Annotated in this window: 21 protein-coding genes; 20 read left to right on the top strand and 1 reads right to left on the bottom strand. The window is 40.7% G+C overall.

Annotated features, from left to right (window positions below; translation table 11 throughout):
* Positions 1–158 precede the first annotated feature (158 nt).
* The 20 genes from ribD to JOD45_RS07490 all read left to right on the top strand — a co-directional run bounded on the left by ribD (position 159) and on the right by JOD45_RS07490 (position 18,762).
* The gene (gene ribD, locus JOD45_RS07585) at positions 159–1,247 is read left to right on the top strand and encodes a bifunctional diaminohydroxyphosphoribosylaminopyrimidine deaminase/5-amino-6-(5-phosphoribosylamino)uracil reductase RibD (protein ID WP_205003274.1); all 1,089 of its coding nucleotides are present in this window, start codon (positions 159–161) and stop codon (positions 1,245–1,247) included.
* Positions 1,248–1,249: 2 nt separating this feature from the next.
* The gene (ribE, locus tag JOD45_RS07580; RefSeq protein ID WP_205003273.1) at positions 1,250–1,906 is read left to right on the top strand and encodes a riboflavin synthase; all 657 of its coding nucleotides are present in this window, start codon (positions 1,250–1,252) and stop codon (positions 1,904–1,906) included.
* Complete coding sequence (locus JOD45_RS07575) at positions 1,899–3,119, top strand: bifunctional 3,4-dihydroxy-2-butanone-4-phosphate synthase/GTP cyclohydrolase II (RefSeq protein ID WP_205003272.1); 1,221 nt, start codon at positions 1,899–1,901, stop codon at positions 3,117–3,119. Before ribE ends, JOD45_RS07575 begins: the two co-directional genes overlap by 8 nt.
* Positions 3,120–3,158: 39 nt before the next feature.
* On the top strand, positions 3,159–3,626 hold the full coding sequence (ribH, locus tag JOD45_RS07570; RefSeq protein WP_205003271.1) for a 6,7-dimethyl-8-ribityllumazine synthase: 468 nt from the start codon (positions 3,159–3,161) through the stop codon (positions 3,624–3,626).
* Between the two features lie 273 nt (positions 3,627–3,899).
* Positions 3,900–4,247 carry a GNAT family N-acetyltransferase gene (locus tag JOD45_RS07565; protein ID WP_205003270.1) on the top strand — a complete coding sequence of 116 codons (348 nt, stop codon included), beginning with the start codon at positions 3,900–3,902 and terminating at the stop codon, positions 4,245–4,247.
* 521 nt (positions 4,248–4,768) lie between these two features.
* Complete coding sequence (locus JOD45_RS07560; protein ID WP_205003269.1) at positions 4,769–5,020, top strand: hypothetical protein; 252 nt, start codon at positions 4,769–4,771, stop codon at positions 5,018–5,020.
* Between the two features lie 100 nt (positions 5,021–5,120).
* On the top strand, positions 5,121–5,885 hold the full coding sequence (locus tag JOD45_RS07555) for a segregation/condensation protein A (RefSeq protein ID WP_205003268.1): 765 nt from the start codon (positions 5,121–5,123) through the stop codon (positions 5,883–5,885).
* A complete protein-coding gene (gene scpB / locus JOD45_RS07550) occupies positions 5,872–6,462 on the top strand; it encodes an SMC-Scp complex subunit ScpB (protein ID WP_205003267.1) in 591 nt (196 codons plus the stop codon). Before JOD45_RS07555 ends, scpB begins: the two co-directional genes overlap by 14 nt.
* 73 nt (positions 6,463–6,535) lie before the next feature.
* Positions 6,536–7,000, top strand: coding sequence for a DUF3907 family protein (locus tag JOD45_RS07545; protein ID WP_205003266.1), 465 nt, complete (start codon positions 6,536–6,538; stop codon positions 6,998–7,000).
* 91 nt (positions 7,001–7,091) lie between these two features.
* A complete protein-coding gene (locus JOD45_RS07540) occupies positions 7,092–8,246 on the top strand; it encodes a D-alanyl-D-alanine carboxypeptidase family protein (protein ID WP_205003265.1) in 1,155 nt (384 codons plus the stop codon).
* Positions 8,239–8,832 (top strand): nucleoside recognition domain-containing protein, encoded by a 594-nt coding sequence (locus JOD45_RS07535; protein ID WP_205003264.1) that lies wholly within the window; start codon positions 8,239–8,241, stop codon positions 8,830–8,832. The genes JOD45_RS07540 and JOD45_RS07535 overlap by 8 nt, the downstream gene beginning before the upstream one ends.
* On the top strand, positions 8,832–9,362 hold the full coding sequence (locus JOD45_RS07530) for a spore maturation protein (protein WP_205003263.1): 531 nt from the start codon (positions 8,832–8,834) through the stop codon (positions 9,360–9,362). Before JOD45_RS07535 ends, JOD45_RS07530 begins: the two co-directional genes overlap by 1 nt.
* Before the next feature lie 59 nt (positions 9,363–9,421).
* Positions 9,422–10,147, top strand: a complete 726-nt coding sequence (locus tag JOD45_RS07525) for a pseudouridine synthase (protein ID WP_205003262.1) — start codon at positions 9,422–9,424, stop codon at positions 10,145–10,147.
* Positions 10,148–10,273: 126 nt separating this feature from the next.
* Positions 10,274–10,837 (top strand): thiol-disulfide oxidoreductase ResA, encoded by a 564-nt coding sequence (gene resA / locus JOD45_RS07520; RefSeq protein WP_380898018.1) that lies wholly within the window; start codon positions 10,274–10,276, stop codon positions 10,835–10,837.
* 17 nt (positions 10,838–10,854) lie between these two features.
* Positions 10,855–12,498, top strand: a complete 1,644-nt coding sequence (gene resB / locus JOD45_RS07515) for a cytochrome c biogenesis protein ResB (RefSeq protein WP_205003261.1) — start codon at positions 10,855–10,857, stop codon at positions 12,496–12,498.
* A 2-nt stretch (positions 12,499–12,500) separates the two neighbouring features.
* Positions 12,501–13,697, top strand: a complete 1,197-nt coding sequence (ccsB, locus tag JOD45_RS07510; protein WP_205003289.1) for a c-type cytochrome biogenesis protein CcsB — start codon at positions 12,501–12,503, stop codon at positions 13,695–13,697.
* A gap of 143 nt (positions 13,698–13,840) precedes the next feature.
* A complete protein-coding gene (locus tag JOD45_RS07505; RefSeq protein WP_205003260.1) occupies positions 13,841–14,560 on the top strand; it encodes a response regulator transcription factor in 720 nt (239 codons plus the stop codon).
* A complete protein-coding gene (locus JOD45_RS07500; protein WP_205003259.1) occupies positions 14,561–16,360 on the top strand; it encodes an ATP-binding protein in 1,800 nt (599 codons plus the stop codon).
* Positions 16,361–16,484: 124 nt separating this feature from the next.
* Positions 16,485–17,504 (top strand): FecCD family ABC transporter permease, encoded by a 1,020-nt coding sequence (locus JOD45_RS07495; protein ID WP_338056044.1) that lies wholly within the window; start codon positions 16,485–16,487, stop codon positions 17,502–17,504.
* A 1-nt stretch (position 17,505) separates the two neighbouring features.
* The gene (locus JOD45_RS07490; RefSeq protein WP_205003258.1) at positions 17,506–18,762 is read left to right on the top strand and encodes an ABC transporter ATP-binding protein; all 1,257 of its coding nucleotides are present in this window, start codon (positions 17,506–17,508) and stop codon (positions 18,760–18,762) included.
* Positions 18,763–18,843: 81 nt separating this feature from the next.
* Here the strand turns inward: JOD45_RS07490 and JOD45_RS07485 are convergent, their stop codons facing one another.
* The gene (locus JOD45_RS07485) at positions 18,844–19,095 is read right to left on the bottom strand and encodes a ferredoxin (RefSeq protein ID WP_205003257.1); all 252 of its coding nucleotides are present in this window, start codon (positions 19,093–19,095) and stop codon (positions 18,844–18,846) included.
* Between the last annotated feature and the right edge of the window lie 81 nt (positions 19,096–19,176).

Here is a 19,176-nt window from a genome sequence, read left to right as displayed (position 1 = left end):
AGAAAAACATGAAGAAGTAGAGGTAGTCTGTCCTTTTTGTGAAGGTACTATGCGACGAGCAAAAAAGAATCCCAAGTGAAAAGGCTACACTTGGGAAGTAATTAAGTCGCGCTAGCGATTTTGTTCTTTACTTTTTTAATGAAAGGAGGGCAAATAGCATGCTGGATAAAGACTACATGTCTTTAGCTTTAAATTTGGTAAAGATGACTTCAGGTCAGACGAGCCCTAATCCGGCAGTAGGCGCTGTTGTTGTAAATCAAGGCAAAATCGTCGGGATAGGCGCTCATTTAAAAGCAGGGGAAGAGCATGCAGAGGTTCATGCCCTCAATATGGCAGGAGACAGGGCGGCAGGAGGAACCATCTACGTGACACTTGAACCTTGCAGCCATTATGGGAAAACGCCGCCTTGTGCGGATATGATTATTGAAAGGGGTATTTCCCGAGCTGTCATTGCGACATCCGATCCCAATCCGCAAGTCGCCGGCAATGGGATTCAGAAACTTAAAAATGCCGGTATTGAAGTTGTCGTTGGAGTAATGGAGAAAGAAGCCAGGAAATATAATCAAGATTTCTTCCATTATATGAAAACCAATCGTCCTTTTGTAACGCTGAAAATGGCTGTCAGTCTGGACGGGAAAATGGCAACGGCGAGCGGTGAAAGTCAATGGATTACCGGGCCGGAAGCAAGAAAAGACGGTCATTGCTTGAGGCATCAGCATGATGCTATTTTGGTCGGCATCGGTACAGTCTTAGCAGATAATCCATCCTTGACTGCACGTCTTGGCCGCGTCCAAGGGGCTCATCCCGTCCGAGTGATTTTAGACAGCCAATTGAGAACACCCCTTGCAGCCAACATTGTGAATGATCGGTTGGCGCCGACTTGGATCCTGACTTTGGAAGGGCAAAAAGGTAATCAAAAGGCCGAAGCATTAAAGTCCCGGGGCATCGACATATACTATTTTGAAGATTTATCGATTTCAAACATACTTACGTTTCTTGGAAAAAAAGCGATTAAAAGCCTTCTTGTTGAAGGAGGCGCTGCTGTTCAAGACGCTTTTCTGCAATCACGATTAATTGACCAATTGGTTGCTTATATAGCGCCAAAAGTGATTGGCGGAAAAGATGCATTGACTGCTTTTGGCGGAAAAGGGATTTCAAAGCTTGCCGATGCGCTGTCTTTAACATTTGAAGAAACGACAAAAATAGGCGATGATATAAAAATTGTTGCTCATGTGAAAGGGGACTGACTTTGTTTACAGGGATTATAGAAGAAATAGGCACGATAAGAATGATTGATCAATCAGGCGAATCCATCGTCATGACAATTGAAGCACCGAAAATCCTCGAAGATGTTTCATTAGGCGATAGTATAGCCGTCAACGGTGTGTGTTTGACGGTTAATGATTTCAATGGCAGTTTATTTACTGTTGATTTAATGCCGGAAACGGTGAAAGCGACATCTCTCAGCCAATGTCAACCGGGTTCGCGGGTTAATTTGGAAAGGGCTATGCCGGCGAATGGCCGTCTGGGCGGACATTTTGTTTCGGGGCATGTAGACGGAACGGGAACGATAGTGAAAAAGGAAGCCGCCGAGAATGCTGTTTACTACCATATAAAAGTATCTGATGAACTGTCGCGTTATATGGTATATAAAGGTTCAGTGGCTGTAGATGGCACGAGCTTAACCATTTTTGGCTTGGAGAATAATGAGTTTGTGATTTCATTGATTCCCCATACTATGGCACACACGATTTTGGGAGACAAAGGTGACGGAGATATTGTAAACATTGAAACAGATTTAATTGGAAAATATATTGAGAATTTTATCCAGAAGCGTTTTCATAGTGAACATTCACAAGGTTTGACAATAACAAAATTGAAAGAGAGCGGATTTATCAATGGATAAAAATGCGGAACAAACCAAACGCTTTGATTCAATTGAAGAAGCGATAGAAGATTTAAAGGCGGGCCGAGTGATTATCGTATGTGACGATGAAGACCGTGAAAACGAAGGCGACTTTATTGCTTTAGCCGAAAAAGCAACGCCTGAAGTCATTAATTTTATGATCACTGAAGGACGCGGATTGTTATGTGCGCCAATTGATGAAAGCATTGCCTCAAGACTTCAATTACATCCGATGGTTGAGCATAATACAGATGCAAACGGCACGGCGTTTACGGTAAGTATAGATCATAAAGACACAACGACAGGAATTTCGGCGTTTGAACGTTCGAAAACAATCCAAGCGATGCTTGATCCGTTTGCCGCTCCGGAAGATTTTAAAAGACCCGGACACATTTTTCCGCTGATTGCTAAGCCGGGCGGTGTATTGACAAGAGCGGGGCATACGGAAGCAGCTGTTGATTTGGCTCGTCTGTCAGGCTCATTCCCAGCCGGTGTTATTTGTGAAATTATGAAAAAAGACGGGCGGATGGCTAGAGTCCCTGATTTGCAAAAGATAGCTGATCATTTTGGTCTGAAAATGGTCACTATTCCTGATTTAATGAAATTTCGGAATGATAATGATCCGCTGATCAAACGTGAAGTGGCAGTTGACTTGCCGACCGATTACGGCGATTTTAAAGTGATCGCTTATTCCAACAACATTGATCATAAGGAACACTTAGCGATTATTAAAGGTGATATTGCTTCAAACGAGCCCGCGTTAGTAAGAGTGCACTCAGAATGTTTAACTGGCGATGTTTTTGGTTCACATCGATGCGATTGCGGCCCTCAGCTTCATGCGGCTCTATCCGAAATTGAAAGGCAAGGTCAAGGCGTTCTTATTTATATGCGCCAGGAAGGACGGGGGATCGGCTTAATCAATAAACTGAAAGCTTATAAACTTCAAGAACAAGGTTACGATACAGTCGAAGCAAACGAAAAGTTAGGTTTTGCGGCCGATTTGCGGGATTATGAGATTAGCGCGCATATTTTAAATGACCTTGGAGTCAGCCGTATTCGGTTATTAACGAACAACCCGCGAAAAATAAACGGATTGGCTGCATGCGGCATAGAAATAGCCGAACGGGTTCCACTTGAGATGCCGGCAAACAAAAATAATATTAAATATCTTAAAACAAAGCATGAAAAATTAGGACATCTGATTCATTGCTAAAAACGAAAAATAATAACGATATAGACGGAGGTTATTCACATGGGACAAATTTTTGAAGGGCATTTATCAGCAGAAAGCATAAAGGTAGCGATTGTCGTATCTAGATTTAATGACTTTATTACTGAAAAACTATTATCAGGAGCGAAAGATACGCTCAGGCGCCACGGTGCAAAGGAAGAAAATATTGATATTATTTGGGTTCCCGGTGCTTTTGAGATTCCGTGGGCAGCAAAGAAATGTACAGAAAAGGGCCAATATGATGCTGTTATTACTTTGGGAGCAGTTATTCGCGGCGCAACTCCGCATTTCGATTATGTTTGCAACAGCGCTGCCAAAGGGATAGCCGATCTCGCCTTAGCTACAGGAACGCCGGTTATTTTTGGTGTTCTAACAACAAATACGATTGAGCAAGCGGTTGAACGCGCAGGTACAAAAGCAGGAAATAAAGGCTGTGAAGCGGCTTTAGCAGCCATTGAGATGGCAAACCTGAATCGCGTATTATTGTAAGATATTCAAAAAACTTGAGGTGCCGTTGGGGTGTATAGGGGACATTTGCGCTGAAGAGAATACCAGGCATCATCATTTTACGCAAGGCCAAAATATATATTGCTTGTTTTTTTAACTCTTTAATGAAATTATGATGCACATTTCTTTCAAGTTTGGTTATAATATATCACATAGGTATGATTTTGGATATTAGATATTTAAATTATCATATACAACACTTCCGTTGTTATGGCAAGGTTGATTTTCTAAGAAGAGTAAGCTGAGGGGTTTATTATGTTAATTCGCTATAAGAAAAGCTATGAAAAGATAGCTATGGGATTATTGTCCTTTGTTCCAACAGAAAAAGATTTAAAAAAGCTGCGGCAAACCATGAAAAGATATGATGAGGAAAATGATTGGCAGCTTTTTCTGTGGAGGGAAGAGGACATCATAGGGATTATTGGCGTCAAGCTTGAAGGAAATAGAGCCGAAATTCATCATGTCAGCGTCAATCCATCATATCGGGGACAAGGCGTTGGCAAGAAGATGGTTGATTCTCTTCATCGGATTATTGGTGAAAAATATACGATCATTCCTGCAAAACAGGTTAGCGATTTTTATGAAAGCTGCATAAAAAAATAAATCAGTTTAGCAGTGAATCGGCATCTGCTAGACTTTAGGATATAAAAATTACATTGACAGTCTAAACAGCTTACCTGATAATTTTTTTCAATGTTAATTGGTTAAGAGAAAATCGCTTTTTAAAACAGAAAGAAAGCCCATAGATATCTAGTCGAAGTTTTTAAGACTTTGGACGAGGTGTCTTTGGGCTTTCTATTTCTTTTAGAATCGGCTTTAGGCTGGTCCAGCTTCTACATAAAAACGGCCGTTTCAATGAAAAACGCTCTTAACGCTTTCTCCCATACGCTTCATTAGAGCAAAACCCGGCTATCAAAAGCCGAGCCTCTTGCTGATACATTCACTTCTTGTAAATTCCGCATTTATCCTCATATATTTGACCATTGATGTTAGGCCTTTTTTGCATAGTTTATTATAAGAGAATATGCACCATTAATTTTCTATTTTAACAGCTTCAGAACGGGGTAACCATGTCTCCATCCCTAGGGAAGAGCATAATGTGTAAGGGAGTGAGGAGGTTGTCAATGTCAGCTCAATATTTTTATAATCTTTGTGCTGAATCAGTAGGGGAAACCATTGAGGTGGAAACGTCAGACGGCGCTGTTGAAAGGGCGATGATAGCTGATCTCGATCACAATTACTTATATATCAATAAGTTCGAGGTTTGCGATGCCGAGTTTTCGGCCATGCAAAATTATTTATTTTTAAAGAAAGAAATTTGTGCTATCCCCCTTGCGGCTATCATGTCGTTAAATTTTATGCCAAGCTTATGGTAAAAGCGTTTAACTTTTTATATATAAACAGCAATAGCGTTGCCCGAATGTTTTCGATTATGCTATAATACCGTCAGTTTAAATGTGGTCGGGATGATGCAGATTGGAATACAAAATTAAAATTGATGCCTTTGAAGGTCCTCTGGATTTGCTATTGCACTTAATTAAACAATTGGAAATTGACATCTATGATATTCCAGTTGCGGAAATTACCGAACAGTATCTTGATTTTATTCATCGGATGCAAGTTCTGGAATTGGATGTCGCAAGTGAATTTTTGGTCATGGCGGCTACATTAATTGAAATGAAGAGCAAGATGCTTTTACCTAAACCCGAGCCATTAGAAGATGATTTAGAAGGGTCTGTGATGGAATTTGAAGATGATCCTCGGGAAGAACTTATGCGAAGATTGCTTGAATACAGGCAGTATAAGCAAGCTGCGCAAGTATTAAAAGAACGCGAACAACAACAAAACAGGCTTTATGCCAAGCTGCCAAGCGATCTTAGCCATTTGAAGAAAGGGAATCAACCGCAAACAGCAAATGCCACAATTTATGACATGGTAACTGCCTTGCAAAGGGTTTTTAAACGGAAGAAGATTAACCAGCCGCTCAACACTAAAGTGCAGCGTCAATCGCTTCCGATAGGGCAAAGGATGAGAGAAGTCATTGATGTATTAAAAGAACGAAATGAACCGGTTTCTTTCGATTCCCTCTTTCCGTATCCAAATCGGTCACACATCGTTGTGACTTTTATGGCTCTTTTAGAATTAATGAAAAAAAAGCAAATCATATGCACCCAAGACCATAACTTTCAAGATATTTCGATTTGTTTAGCGGAAGGAGCCAAAACAGTTGCAGTTGACTGAAATGAAAGCCGTTATTGAAGGCTTGTTATATATATCGGGTGAAGAAGGACTCTCAATAGAACAGTTAAAAGCTGTTCTTGGCCAAGATGAAGACATCATTAAAAATGTTATTAGGGAAATCAAAGGTGACCTTGATCAACAGGACAGAGGGTTGATCATACAGGAAGTATCGGGCTGTTATCAGTTAATGACTAAGCCGTTCTTAGCAAAATATATAGAAAGCTTTGTTGATGCGCCAAAGCCTGCGGCGCTTTCTCAAGCCGCCTTAGAAACATTAGCGATTATCGCATATAAACAGCCGATCTCGCGTGCGGAAATAGAAGAAATCAGAGGGGTAAAATCTGAGAAGGCGCTAAATACATTAACAACCAAAAATCTTGTTAAAGAAATTGGCCGGGCCGGCGGAACAGGGCGCGCCATTTTATATGGCATTACAGATGAGTTTTTATCGCATTTTGGGCTGCAGTCATTAGATGAATTGCCGCCTATTGAAGATGAGCAGTGGGATGAAACAGACGGTGATCAAGAAACTGATCTGTTTTATGAAAACTTTAAACAAACCATTGATGAACTTTAATTAAAATATAAAGGATAGAGCGTTCATTTCCGAATAATAATAATAGGGAAAACATTGTTTTGGGGGGACATAGATGGATACTCCGCATGATAAGCGCGTGGATGGAGTAAAGAGAATTTTACAGCATGTTTCTTCCGTTTTGGAAAATTATTTGGAAGAAACAACAGTTTCCATGTTAATCGAAGAAAAAAATGACGTAGAAAAAAAAGATTACCAGGCTGTATTATCATCAATCCGCAGGCTGTCTGTACATGTAGAAGATTCTATTGATCTATGCGATCGTTTGTCAAGGTCAGCTTATTTATCCGAAGCAGCTAAGAATAAAGCATTTAAAAAACTCTATGTCCATTGTGTCGAAGCCTTTTACAATCCGAAAAATGATGCTTGGAAAGAAAATAGCCGGGCTTCTTACAGCAATAAAATGGGAATTGAATTTAATCGGCCGGTAGGAGGCTCATTGATTGAATTAATGAAAACAATCAGTCCGGATTTCGATAAACTTCGCGAAGAACTGGAAATATACGAACACCAATTTTGAAACTTAGCCACAGGCTAAGTTTTTTTATTAATCATAATCACCTTGTCCTCGCATAAACTTGTACAAAACTCCTAGCAAGGGACGAGATGAGATGAAAAGATTTTGGAAAAAGCCATTGATCATGATATTAGTATTGTTCCTTCTCTATTCCGCTCTCCCCATAAACCTAGTCTCGGCTAAAGTTTCTGTTTCTGCAGAATCAGCTATTCTAATGGACCAAACATCAGGGAGGATATTATTTGGGAAGGATATTCATAAAAAAATGCGCATAGCCAGCATTACTAAAGTCATGACTGCGATTCTTGCCATTGAATCAGGAAAAATGAATGAGACAGTTAAAATAAGCCCCAATGCAGTTGGTACAGAAGGATCCTCTATTTATTTAGAAAAAGGGGAAAAAATAAAGCTGAGAGACTTAGTGTATGGCTTAATGCTTCGGTCTGGAAATGATGCCGCTGTTGCCATAGCTGAAAAAGTAGGCGGCAGTGTCGACGGCTTTGTCTATTTAATGAATAAAAAAGCCCATGAACTCGGCATGCTTGATACAAAATTTTCAAATCCTCATGGGCTGGACGGCAATAATTTTACGCATTATTCAACAGCTTACGATATGGCCATACTCACTAAATATGCAATGAAGAATAAGGAGTTTAGAAAAATATTCAAAACAAAAATCCACCGCGTTCCTCAGGATGGGAAGGATTGGGCCCGTTCATGGAAAAATAAAAATAAGCTTTTGTTTAGATATGATTTCTCAACCGGAGGCAAAACAGGCTTTACTAAGCTTGCCCGCCGAACATTAATTTCTACTGCCAGCAAGGACGGGCTCGATCTTATTGTTGTTACGCTCAACGACGGCGATGATTGGCAAGATCATATGAATCTATTTAATTGGGCATTTAAGACATATCATATGACAAATATCGTAGAGAAAGGGAAAATTTCAAATATCAAATCCAAGTTTTATAGAAACCATTTATATGCTCATAGGGATTTGTCTTTGCCGTTAACAACGAAGGAGAAACAGGGATTAACAACTGAATTGCTGTTATACCGGCCGCCGAAAAATAAGGAATGGCATCATCCTCCATCACCGGCAGGAAAGCTTTATGTTCATGCCGACAATAAACAGCTGGCGGAGCTGCCGCTGTTTTATCATCAATCGCCTAAAAAAGAGAAAAAAGGGTTTTGGTCCTATTTTAAACAACTTTTCTTAACAAGTTTAAGGGTTGATAGCAATGATTAATATCATATGGGCGGCTATGTTTATTGTTGGCGTTGTGTTTGCGGCTTTTCACGGAACGATGGATGAAGTCAATAAAGCTGTTTTTAATTCCGCTAAAGAAGGCGTAGCCATTTGTTTTGGTCTAATTAGTATCCTTGTTTTTTGGTTAGGAATTATGAAAATCGCTGAAAAATCAGGGCTTTTAAATTTGTTGTCACACGTGTTTAAGCCCGTTTTGAAGCGCCTATTTCCTGAGGTTCCGCCGGATCATCCGGCAATGGGCTATATTTTATCGAACGTCGTTGCTAATATGTTCGGGTTAGGGAATGCGGCAACGCCAATGGGGCTGAAAGCCATGGAACAATTGAAAAAGCTGAATAATAATAAGCCTGAAGCAAGCCGATCAATGATTACGCTGCTTGCGCTTAATACATCCGGCATGACTTTAATTCCTACGACCGTTATTGCCATCCGGATGAAATACGGGTCAGAGGCGCCGACGGAAATTGTCGGGACAACACTTGCGGCAACAATTTGCGCAAGTATCGCTGCGGTTATTATCGATCGCTTATTCTACTATCGCCGGAAAAGAAAGGGGAAAAAATAATGGCTATAATCACTGCCCTTTCGGTTTGGCTAATTCCCATTCTTATTGGGATCGTCATTCTTCATGGAACGATCAAAAAAGTCCCGACATACGAAACATTTGTTGAAGGAGGCAAAGAAGGATTTAATATCGCCGTATCTATTATACCCTTTATTGTAGGCATGCTGGTGTCTATCGGCGTCTTCCGTGCATCAGGGGCATTGGATTATTTTCTGAATATGCTGAAGCCGATATTGGCGGCGATTGGTGTTCCGCCCCAAGTGGTTCCTCTCGCACTCATCCGGCCGATTTCGGGGAATGGGGCGCTCGGTATGATGAGCGACTTAATCGCTCAATACGGGCCTGATTCTTTTATCGGAAGACTCGCGTCAACGATACAAGGAAGCACCGATACGACTTTTTATATTATTACCGTTTATTTCGGCGCTGTCGGGATTAAGAAGATTGGCGATGCTTTAAAAGTCGGTTTATTAGTTGATTTTGTCGGTATATCAGCTGCAATCATCATTGTGACCTATGTGTTCGGATAAACTAGAAAAAGTTGAGAAATGATGATATAGAAGGTATGATTAACTTTGAGGTGAAGGTCATGGATAGATTGCAGAAAGTGATTGCGCAAGCAGGTGTAACATCAAGAAGAAAAGCGGAAACGCTTATCACAGAAGGCAGAGTAAAAGTTAACGGAAAAACCGTCACTGAATTAGGCGTCAAGGTGTCGCCTGATGATAAAGTAGAAGTTGACGGGATACCGCTTGAACGCGAAGAACCCGCTTATTTCTTGCTCTATAAACCAACAGGAGTTATTTCGAGTGTCAAAGACGATAAGGGGCGCAAGGTGGTTACAGACTTTCTTCCAGAAGAAGTTGAAGCACGCGTTTTTCCGGTCGGCAGGTTAGATTATGATACATCAGGCGCCATAATATTGACAAATGACGGTGAGTTTGCCAATAAATTAATGCACCCGAAATATGAAATAGATAAGGAATATATTGCTAAGATTGATGGGATACCTACAAAGAAAGAATTAAATCAATTAAAGAGAGGCATGAGGCTTGAGGATGGTAAAACGGCACCAGCACAAGTAAAGATGTTATCGGCTGATGGCAAAAAGAAAACATCCATTATCCGATTGACCATTCACGAAGGCCGAAACCGGCAAGTCAGAAGAATGTTTGAGGCATTAGGGTACAATGTATTGAAGCTAAAAAGAGAGCGTTACGGAAACTTGGATTTAAGAGGCATGAACTCTGGCGATATTCGTCCCCTTAAACCTCACGAAGTGAAATATTTAAATCAGATATCTATAAAAAAGTAATGATTAGCACTTTTACCTCCCCTGCTAAAAAAGGATTTTTACTATATGATGTTGAAAAGACATTAGGGGGAGGTTTTTTATATACCAATTAAAATATTTTTGCAAAAAGATTAAGAGAACAGCGATGTGACAGCCATTATATTAAACAGCGAGGTGATGCGAATGCACCCTAGAAAGAAGCGTTTAGTTATTCGCACAGTCATCATTTTGCTGCTAGCTGCAGCAATTGGGTTCACAATTTACCAAATATTCAATAAGGACAAAACAGTCGCAACAGGAGATAAAGCGCCAGACTTTGTTTTGACAGATGTGAATGGTCATCAAGTGAAGTTGTCTGATTTCAAAGGGAAAGCCGTTATGCTGAATTTCTGGGCGACATGGTGCGACCCATGCAAGAAAGAAATGCCATACATAGAAAATGTGTATAAAACATTGAATAAGAAAAAAATCGTTATTTTAGCTGTAAACATTGGAGAATCCCAATTTGCCGTTCAGAATTTTATGGATAAATATCATATTGATTTTCCGATTGTTATGGATAAAAACCGTGATGTGACGGATGCTTACCACATTGGGCCTATACCAACGACCTTTTTTATTAATAAGGACGGTGAAATTGAAGAGAAAGTCGTGGGTTCAATGCCAAGTGAAAAATATATACGTCAAAAGCTTTCAGAGATTGAGCCGTAAAAAAAGAGGTGGCGGGTATGAGTCAGGACATCGTTTGCGACTGCGGGCACAAAAACCCGGAAGGAACAATATTGTGTGAAGCATGCGGCAAACCGCTTAAAGATGACGAAACAAAGCCTATTTTAAATATGCGTTACGAGGGAAGTGCCAGACGCTCGCAAACTTACAAAAAAACACCAATAGATAAAATATGGAATTTCTTTTCTTCAGTTAAAGTTGGCATTACTTTAATTATTTTAGTATTAATCGCTGTAGCAATTGGGACAATCTTCCCTCAAGATGTCTATATACCGGCGAATGCCGATCCAGAAACCTTTTACAAAGATCAATATGGGATTTTGGGAGAATGGTATAAAGCGCTTGGGTTTGATCACTTATATAATTCATGGTGGTTTGTTATTTTGCTTGGCTTATTAGGGCTTTCGATTATAGTAGCCAGTATTGACCGGTTTGTTCCGCTGCATCGGGCTTTGAAAAACCAGAAGGTCACCCGGCATGACCGTTTTATGAAAAAACAGCGGCTGTTTGGCGTCACACTATCGAATTCGCCTGAAAAACAATTGGAAATGGCAGCAAAGGCGCTTAAAGAAAAACGTTATCGCGTAAAAGAAGAAGACGGGAACCTGTTTGCGGAAAAGGGGCGTTTTTCCAGATGGGGACCTTATGTCAACCATATCGGTTTAATTATTGTTCTTATCGGCGGAATGCTGAGATTCTTCCCCGGCATGTATACCAATGAAGTGCTGTGGCTTCATGAAGGGGAAACTGCAAGCGTCCCCGGCACGCATGATCAATATTATTTAACGAATCATCAGTTTATTTTTCAAACTTATGATCCCGATGATAAAAAGTATAAGGAAGCATTAAAGGATGCAGGCGGCGCCATTGCAAAAAATTATCAATCTAACGTCACGTTATATAAGGCTGAAGGACATCCTATTTTAGGAGAAGAGCCAAAATTAAAAAAAGTAAAAAACGCGGGCGTAAGAGTTAATCATCCGTTAAAATTCGATCATTATCAGTTGTTTCAATCCGATTACCGTTTAGGCGAACTATATAAAATGAATTTTAAATTGATAGATAAGCGAAATAATCAACCGCACGGCGAAATCTCAGTCAATTTATTTAATCCCAAACGTTTATATCATTTGGGGAAAGGCTTTCGCATTAAACTTTTAGATTATTTTCCCGATTTCTATTTCAATAAGAAAGGGGAGCCGGCTTCTAAAAGCGATAATCCCAACAATCCGGCGTTCATTTTTAAAATGTATTCACCGGATCATCCCAAAGGAGAAACAAACTTTATTGCGATAAAAAAGAACCTCGAGCCATTGGGAAAAAACGATTATAAAATGGTATTGTCCGGTCTAAAGACGCGGAATGTATCCGGGTTTGTCGTAAAAAGAGATTTTACAATTTGGATCGTTTTTGCTGGCGCTATCATCTTCTTAATTGGCGTTGCCCAAGGCATGTATTGGAATCATAGAAGAATTTGGCTTAAGCGAAAAGGCGATGATATTTGGATGAGTGCCCTGACTAATAAGAATTGGTACGGCTTGAAAAAGGATCTTCATTATTTAACTGGAGAAAGCGGGTTATCCGAACCGGTTGACAGGCTGGAAGAAAAGATATATCGCCAAGAAAGAGGGATGAAAGCATGAGCATGGTCAAAATAAGCAGTATATGTTTACTGGCTGCTTTTATTCTCTATACACTGGCAACGATTATTTTTACCGTTGCCGTTACTGGTAAGAAGTTTCGGAATAAAAGCGGTGAGAATGCCGGGAAATGGATAGGAAGATTTGGTTTTATTGTGACGATAATTGGATTTATTGCACAGATGGGTTATTTTTTCGCCCGATGGTCAGCTGAAGGCCACGTCCCTGTCAGCAACCTTTTCGAATATACAACTTTTTTCAGCATGATGATGGTATTTGCCTTTATGATCATTTATATCATTTATAGAAATAACGGGGTTGGTGTATTAACTTTACCTATTGCTGTTGTTATTATCGCCTATGCCAGTGTTTTTCCCCATGAAGTTGAGCCGTTAATCCCGGCCCTGCAAAGCAATTGGCTGAAAGTGCATGTCACGACAGTTGCGCTCGGAGAAGGGATTTTGTCCCTCAGCGCTGCCACAGGACTTGTCTATCTCCTGCGGGTTGTAGATCAATCCAAGCCAAGCAAGAAAACTTTTTGGCTTGAGTTTGTGATGTACTCAATCACAGTCATGATAGCTTTTGTGATTATTAGTTTTTCATTCCAAGCTGCCCACTATAATGAGAAGTTTAAATGGATTAATGAGAAAGGAAACGAAGCAGTCTTAGTCTATCATATGCCTGCTATTGCCGGCCCCTATGAAGGTGAAAAAATCAGCGGCGGTTTTGGCCCGTTATTTCCTTCGCCGTCTTGGATGAACGGCGTTGAAGCGCCGCGTAAATTTAATACAGTCATTTGGTCATTGCTGGGAGGCGTCGTTCTTTACTGGATTATTCGCCTGATTTTAAGACAGCGGATCAGCGCCGCTTTACAAAAAATACTTAAAGGCGTTAACCCTCCATTAATGGATGAAATAAGCTACAGGTCGGTTGCGATCGGCTTTCCCATTTTTACGCTTGGGGGACTCGTCTTTGCGGCCATTTGGGCACAGCAGGCTTGGACGAGGTTTTGGGGCTGGGATCCTAAAGAGGTCTGGGCGCTGATTACATTTTTATTCTATGCAGCTTATCTGCATTTTCGCCTGTCACGGGGATGGCACGGTGAAAAATCTGCTTGGCTGAGCGTTATCGGTTTTGTGATTATTATGTTTAACTTAGTTTTTGTTAATCTGGTTATAGCAGGATTGCACTCTTATGCCTAGATTTAAGTTTGAACACTTTTTGTCATTAATCTGACACCTTCACGGTATGTGAAGGTGTTTTCTTTATATGCTGTTTAAGGTTAAAATAAACTTGTATAGGATGTTCAAAAAAGTTGAGCATGGACATTTTAGGAGGTTTCAGCATGGAAGAACAAAACGCTGTTATTCTAGTCGTTGACGACGAGGAAAGAATAAGAAGATTGCTTAAGATGTATTTAGAACGCGAAGGTTACATCATCGAAGAGGCTGAAGATGGTGAAACAGCTTTAGATATGGCTTTAAATCATGATTATGATCTTATTTTGCTAGATCTTATGCTCCCGGGCATTGACGGGATTGACGTTTGCGAAAGGTTGCGTGAAAGCAAGGCAACGCCGATCATCATGTTGACAGCAAAAGGAGAAGAAGCAAATCGGGTGCAGGGCTTTGAAGTGGGTACAGATGATTATATTGTAAAGCCGTTCAGCCCTCGTGAAGTGGTTTTGCGTGTCAAGGCTTTGCTGAGGCGTTCATCAAAAACGAAATTCCTAGAGACGGATACTACAGCAAAAAATGTTCTTGTGTTCCCTCATTTAACAATTGACCATGATGCGCACAGGGTTACCGTTAATCAGCAAGAAGTAAACTTAACGCCGAAGGAGTATGAACTGCTGTATTATCTAGCCCAATCACCTGACAAGGTCTTCACAAGGGAAGAGCTGTTAAAGGATGTTTGGAATTATGAGTTCTTTGGCGATTTGCGCACAGTCGATACGCATGTAAAAAGACTACGCGAAAAATTAAATCGTATATCAGAACAAGCGGCAAGCATGATCGTTACAGTTTGGGGGGTTGGCTACAAATTTGAGGTTGTGAGCGATTAAATGATTTGGAAGAGTGTAGTTGGCAAGATATGGGGCACCATTCTTTTGCTCGTTTCGGTCGTTTTATTTTTTCTAACCATCCTATTGCTCCAGTTCTTTGAAAACTTTCATATCAATGAAGTCGAACAGCAAATGACGAGTATCGGGAATAAAGTGTCGAAAATAATCTCAAGGAGCCATAATGACAAAGAAACGTTAACCACAACCATTTCAGAGATCATCGATGCATACTCCGTGCGGGCTGTCATTATCGGAAATGATTCAACATATTGGATATCACAGCAAGAAAATAAGCTTCCAAAGCTGTCCAAAACGTTTTTCAAGAAGGATCGAACGTTGTCTCAGGCCTTAGAAGCGCATAAACAGGTTGTCAAACAAGGGGATTTTACATTTACAAATAATGGTCAAACAACGCATAATAAAATGATGATTGTCGGCGTCCCTTTAACATTCCATTCAGGTGAAAAGGGCGCGATTTATGTCTACCAGTCGCTTGATGTGATTAAACATGCCACTGATCAAGCGAAAAAGATCATTTACATTGATGCCGGCATTGCCATTATCCTGACAACATTCTTTGCTTTCTTTTTATCTACACGGATTACCGCTCCATTAAGGAGCTTAAAAGAAGCGGCTTTACGGGTGTCAAAAGGCAAATTTGATTTAACTGTCCCGGTTTTGACAAAAGATGAAATTGGAGAATTAGCTGTAACTTTTAACCGGATGGCAAATAGACTCAAAGCCAATATTACCGAATTAAATCAAGAAAAAGAGCAGCTTTCAGGCATTTTAAATGGCATGGCAGACGGCGTTATGACATTTGACCGCGACGGCCGCCTCTTAATTACAAATCCTCCCGCAAAAAGGTTCCTCTATTCCTGGCGTTATGAACAAGAAGAGGACGAGCAAACTGAAAGAGTACCTGAGCCTGTTGCGAATTTATTTAAGCAGGTTGTTGAAAATGAGAAACAGCAAGCAGACGAGATGAGCGTACAAGGCCGTACATGGGTCATACTGATGACGCCGTTATATGATCAGCATCAGGCAGTCGTAAGAGGCGCTGTTGCGGTATTAAGGGATATGACAGAAGAAAGGCAGCTTGAGCAATTAAGAAAAGGATTTATCGCTAATGTTTCACATGAATTAAGAACGCCGATTTCGATGCTTCAGGGATACAGTGAAGCCATTGTGGATGACATTGCCGGCTCAGAGGAAGAGAAAAAAGAAATTGCCAAAATTATTTACGATGAATCGTTGCGCATGGGGCGGTTAGTCAATGAACTGCTCGATTTAGCAAGGCTTGAGGCAGGCCATTTTCAACTGAATAAAACAGAAGTGGCCTTAGGAGATTTCTTTGAAAGAGCTGTCGGTAAATTTAATGCATTGGCAAAGGAAGAGCATATTGATTTAAAGCTTGTTGGACCTAATCATAAAGATGACATTTACATTTTTGATCCCGATCGCATTGAACAAGTCATTACAAATCTTGTTGATAATGCCATCAGACATACCGATAAAGGAGGCGCAGTAACTGTTGAAGTTGCTGATCAGGAGAAAGGTTTGTTTGTAAGGGTGACTGATACAGGTTCAGGCATCGCTCAAGAGGATTTGCCGTTTGTTTTTGAGCGATTTTACAAAGCTGACAAAGCTAGAACAAGAGGGAAATCAGGTACTGGCCTAGGTCTGGCTATCGCTAAAAGCATTGTCGAAGCCCATCATGGAAAGATCATGGTCAACAGTAAGGTCGGAGAAGGCACAACCTTCACCTTTTATTTGCCTCGAAAGTTGAAGAAAGTCTAATCACAATGCCGAATAATATTGTTTCATAAGAAACTGACGCAATAAGAGACTTGCCAGGGATCACGATTAATTTAGGGAGTCGTTGAAGTTGCAAAATAAGTTTATACAAATGCGTTTTAATCATGTGAGCGGCTATTTCATTTCAATCATTATCGCCCTTTTCTCTATGGTTGCAGCAACGGCGGTTGGGAGTGTTTCACTCCCTTTTTTGCAAGTTATTAAGGTTGTTTTGCACCATATCTTTGACATTCATTTTCATAAGCCGGTCAGCGCCATGAATGAGAATATTGTTTGGTTAATACGTCTGCCGAGGGTATTATTGGCTTTTCTTGTCGGGGCTTCTTTGTCGTTAGCCGGCTGTGCGATGCAAGGGTTATTAAAAAATCCATTGGCAGACCCTTATACGCTTGGCGTATCATCCGGAGCGTCGGTCGGCGCGGTTTTCGTGATTTATTCAGGTCTGACTGTCCCTTTTCTGGGTGAATTCACTTTACCGGTGATAAGTATTATTGCCGGAACGCTGACGATTTTTTTAATTTTAGGTTTAACCCGCTTGGTTAATCGCGGGATGTCTATTGAAATCATGATTTTGGCTGGAATTATCACAAGTTCTTTTTTATCATCTTTTTTATCGCTGATGATAGCCTTGTCCGATAAAGATTTAAAAAACATCATGAACTGGCTGATGGGCAGCGTAGCCATGAAGGGATGGTCTTATTCGGCCTTATTGATTCCTTTTCTAGTTATCGGTTGGCTTATATTATTATTTAATCGGGTAGAACTTAATATTTTATCTGTCGGTGAGGAGCATGCCCATTACTTAGGATTATCAATAAAACAAAGGAAACTGATTATTTTATTGGCTTCTACTTGTTTAACGGGTGCAGCCGTTGCCGTTTCCGGGACAGTCGGTTTTGTCGGGCTGGTCATTCCTCATATGATGCGTTTAATATGGGGGCCTGACTATCGGCATCTGATGTTTTTGTCCTTTATTAATGGAGGGAGCTTCTTAGTGTTGGCAGACCTTGCATCAAGAACGATGATCGCTCCAACAGAATTGCCTGTCGGCGTGATCACTTCATTCATCGGCGCACCCGTATTTGCGATCATTCTTATCTATCAACGCAGAAAAAGAAGGGTTTAATATGTTAACTGTTAAGAATCTGGCGGTAAAGTATCATCAATTCACCGCTGTTAAAGATATTAATTTTGAAGTGAAACGGGGTGAATTTTTCGGTATCGTCGGCCCAAACGGCAGCGGGAAGTCAACGATACTGAAAGCTATCAATGGTCTGTTAACGTATCAAGGCGAGATTATGTTAGACGGTAAAGATGTTCAATCCTTATCAAGCAGCGAGCGCGCGCGGCATATCGCTGTTTTACCGCAGCATATTGACCTTTCCTTTTCCTTTAATGTCAAAGAAATGATCAAAATGGGGCGTTATGCTCACCAAAAGGGGTTATTAAAAACATGGCATGCCCAAGACGAAGAAACGGTTGAGGCTGCGATGCGGTTAACTTCCGTTGAACATTTAGCCGTAAGGGATATATCGGCATTAAGCGGCGGCGAAATGCAGCGGGTATTTTTGGCGCGTGCTATTGTACAACAGCCGCAGCTGCTTTTGCTGGACGAACCGACTAATCATTTAGATGCCGCCCAGCAGATGAAGCTGCTTGAACGCATTTACAATCTGTCAAAGAGCGAAGATTTAACGATCATCGGGATTTTTCATGACCTTAATATCGCCGGTCTCTTTTGCGATCGTTTATTAATGTTAAAAGACGGGTCAGTTCAAACCATTGCAGCTCCGGAAACGGCCCTTAATGAACCGTTGTTAGCCAATATCTACGAAAGTGCCTTAATTCGCCGCGATCATCCGAAAATCCCTGCTCCCGCCATTAACATGCAAAGAAAGATTGACAGCGCTCCGCTTGCCTGCACCCGAAAGTTGGACAAGGAAAGGGGCTGGATAATAGATTGCCGGCCATCCGTAAAGTTTTTCGGCAATACAGGATTAAAGAACATGTTTGAATGGAAAAAGGCAATTCTCATAGGGGAACAGCAAAGAGATTGTCAAAACACTTTGCATGTGATCTTAAATGTAAATGATGATATAGCAAACATTGAATGGATAGAAAGTGCTTCAGGTCCGTATTCTGAAAAAATATATATCGGCAAGTGCAGGGGAAAACTTCAATTTGTGATCGTGCTGATGGACGGGGCGGTTTCAGAAATGGATTATTTAAAGCTTTTTCAATGGATCACATCTTTCATCTCCCAAAGCCAGGCTGCCCCTTCAGTTGATATTCCGATATTAATAGGGTCTGCAATGCAAAACAAAATCGAAAAAATAGACTGTACGTTGACTTGGTTAAAACGCATCTTAGAAAAAGAATGCTAGCAAAATATATATAACAAAGCAAACCCGGAGATAATGATATCCCCGGGTTCAAAATAAGCACACTGTTTCAAGATCAAAAGTTCATTCTGCAAATTTATCCGCAGCACCATCAAAAGGCTCGTCCGCAACACGCACAGAATCGGTTGGGCATCCTTCATAAGCATCAATTAAATCATCGATCAAATCATCAGGCACTTCAATTGTTCCAGTGTTTTTATCAATGAGGCTAAACGCAATGCCGTCATCATCATAATCGAATATTTCGGGAGCAGACGCCCCGCATGCCCCGCAAGCAATACAAGTATCTATATCAATTATTGTAAATTTAGCCATAGCTTGCTGATCCTCCTTAAACAACAGCCAACATTAATTGTAAATCCATAGCTGTCATTTTTCAATCACATTTAGATAAAA

Origin of the sequence: Scopulibacillus daqui, from assembly GCF_016908855.1 — a bacterium.
GTDB lineage: Bacteria > Bacillota > Bacilli > Bacillales > Sporolactobacillaceae > Scopulibacillus_A > Scopulibacillus_A daqui.
The sequence above is the reverse complement of the archived record's forward strand: the minus strand, read 5'-3'. Positions and strand labels throughout refer to the sequence as shown.

Excerpts from the sequence above, each read along its gene's own strand:
- ribD (WP_205003274.1), top strand. The coding sequence starts at position 159 with ATGCTGGATAAAGACTACATGTCTTTAGCTTTAAATTTGGTAAAGATG.
- JOD45_RS07575 (WP_205003272.1), top strand. The coding sequence starts at position 1,899 with ATGGATAAAAATGCGGAACAAACCAAACGCTTTGATTCAATTGAAGAA.
- ribH (WP_205003271.1), top strand. The coding sequence starts at position 3,159 with ATGGGACAAATTTTTGAAGGGCATTTATCAGCAGAAAGCATAAAGGTA.
- JOD45_RS07565 (WP_205003270.1), top strand. The coding sequence starts at position 3,900 with ATGTTAATTCGCTATAAGAAAAGCTATGAAAAGATAGCTATGGGATTA.
- JOD45_RS07560 (WP_205003269.1), top strand. The coding sequence starts at position 4,769 with ATGTCAGCTCAATATTTTTATAATCTTTGTGCTGAATCAGTAGGGGAA.
- JOD45_RS07545 (WP_205003266.1), top strand. The coding sequence starts at position 6,536 with ATGGATACTCCGCATGATAAGCGCGTGGATGGAGTAAAGAGAATTTTA.
- JOD45_RS07540 (WP_205003265.1), top strand. The coding sequence starts at position 7,092 with ATGAAAAGATTTTGGAAAAAGCCATTGATCATGATATTAGTATTGTTC.
- JOD45_RS07535 (WP_205003264.1), top strand. The coding sequence starts at position 8,239 with ATGATTAATATCATATGGGCGGCTATGTTTATTGTTGGCGTTGTGTTT.
- JOD45_RS07530 (WP_205003263.1), top strand. The coding sequence starts at position 8,832 with ATGGCTATAATCACTGCCCTTTCGGTTTGGCTAATTCCCATTCTTATT.
- JOD45_RS07525 (WP_205003262.1), top strand. The coding sequence starts at position 9,422 with ATGGATAGATTGCAGAAAGTGATTGCGCAAGCAGGTGTAACATCAAGA.
- resB (WP_205003261.1), top strand. The coding sequence starts at position 10,855 with ATGAGTCAGGACATCGTTTGCGACTGCGGGCACAAAAACCCGGAAGGA.
- ccsB (WP_205003289.1), top strand. The coding sequence starts at position 12,501 with ATGGTCAAAATAAGCAGTATATGTTTACTGGCTGCTTTTATTCTCTAT.
- JOD45_RS07505 (WP_205003260.1), top strand. The coding sequence starts at position 13,841 with ATGGAAGAACAAAACGCTGTTATTCTAGTCGTTGACGACGAGGAAAGA.
- JOD45_RS07500 (WP_205003259.1), top strand. The coding sequence starts at position 14,561 with ATGATTTGGAAGAGTGTAGTTGGCAAGATATGGGGCACCATTCTTTTG.
- JOD45_RS07490 (WP_205003258.1), top strand. The coding sequence starts at position 17,506 with ATGTTAACTGTTAAGAATCTGGCGGTAAAGTATCATCAATTCACCGCT.
- JOD45_RS07485 (WP_205003257.1), bottom strand. The coding sequence starts at position 19,095 with ATGGCTAAATTTACAATAATTGATATAGATACTTGTATTGCTTGCGGG.